Below are 1,239 nucleotides of genomic sequence, written 5' to 3'. Positions count from 1 at the left end.
TGACCGTTCTGGATGCGCGACACCGACCCGCGCGACACCGAATGCCCCAGCGCCGCCTCGATCACCGCACAGGCGGCGTCGACGCCGCCCAACTGTTTGACCAGCCCGCGAAACAGGCTGGCATAAAGTGGGCTACACATCGGAAACCTCTTTTCCTTGGCCAGCAGCCCCTGCGGGCGCAGCATGGCGGCATGAGATTTGAACAAGGTGATTTTCAGACATCAGGCAGCGCCCCCGCCGGTATTGCGCGGCACCGGGACGCTGCCGGAAAGGGCAGCCAGAGACGAGCTGGCCCCGCTCATGCAGCGCTCCGTGTCTCGGCGTGAATTTCCAATATGAGAGGCGCCGATACGGGCAATGCCCGAGCTGAAGCCGAGTCTAAAACGTACTTCTGGTATTTCGCAGGGATTGAGTTTGCGGTGATCCATTTGTGAACACGCACCACCGGCACATCGAGATCTTGCGCGAAGATCTGACGGGAAGGCCACAAGGCGACAAGGTCACGAATGGTGGAGATTTTGTCCATAGCTCAAATCGGTAATGGAAATTAGTTCCACTAGTCAAGGTGGGAATGTGTTCGATAGAAAAAACTTCTGCTTATGCCACAAGCACAGCTATGAAAAAGCTTGTTAACGCCCTAGTCCCCAACGAAAGCCGCCCCGAAAGAGTTGGCCCTCGAATTTCGGCGCTTCGCGAAAGCATGTCTGTGACCAAAGCCCAACTGGCAGACAGCATCGGCTTGGACCGGAGCACCTTGACCAAAGTTGAGAAGGGTCAGATCGGCCTCGACATCGCGAAAGGTGAGGCTATCGCAGCCATATACGGCTTTGGACTTGACTTCATCTACCGTGGCGACTTGTCAGACGTTCCTGATCGGTATCGCGAAAAACTGCTAATACAAATGATCGAGTATCGCGCTACATGACGCAGACGCGCCAGGCTAACGCCAGTCCAAGAAGCTACAATCAACAAAATTAAGTCCCTAAAACGGTAGTGCATGGCCGAATCCTTCGCCGATGGTTGCACACTTACGTTCCCTATCCGTTCTTTCAATAGAATATTTTTCCACTTTCGTCTTGACGATGGAACTTTTCTCCACAATCCTGCCTCCACACACCCGATGGAGGCCCCCATGCACCAGACCCCCGATCTCATCACCGCCGCGCGCAGGCTGCTGACCGATCCCGCGCTGGTCGCGGCGCTGCCGCTGGCCACCACGCAGGACGCGTGGTGGCTGCT

The 1,239-nt window shown here is 56.3% G+C and carries 3 protein-coding genes; 1 reads left to right on the top strand and 2 read right to left on the bottom strand.

What is annotated here, in order from left to right:
* Both FOY53_RS22590 and FOY53_RS23550 read right to left on the bottom strand, forming a co-directional pair.
* Window positions 1-185, bottom strand: a 185-nt coding sequence (locus FOY53_RS22590; RefSeq protein WP_146592531.1) for a hypothetical protein, incomplete at its 3' end; no start/stop codon positions are given.
* Window positions 186-298: 113 nt separating this feature from the next.
* Window positions 299-526, bottom strand: a complete 228-nt coding sequence (locus tag FOY53_RS23550; RefSeq protein ID WP_146592530.1) for a hypothetical protein — start codon at window positions 524-526, stop codon at window positions 299-301.
* Window positions 527-616: 90 nt separating this feature from the next.
* On the opposite strand from FOY53_RS23550, the gene FOY53_RS22580 reads away from it, so the two are divergent.
* Complete coding sequence (locus FOY53_RS22580; protein ID WP_186766736.1) at window positions 617-925, top strand: helix-turn-helix domain-containing protein; 309 nt, start codon at window positions 617-619, stop codon at window positions 923-925.
* Window positions 926-1,239 lie beyond the last annotated feature (314 nt).

This window comes from Puniceibacterium confluentis (assembly GCF_007923445.1).
Taxonomy (GTDB): Bacteria; Pseudomonadota; Alphaproteobacteria; order Rhodobacterales; family Rhodobacteraceae; genus Puniceibacterium; species Puniceibacterium confluentis.
This window is presented reverse-complemented; position numbering and strand designations above follow the sequence as displayed.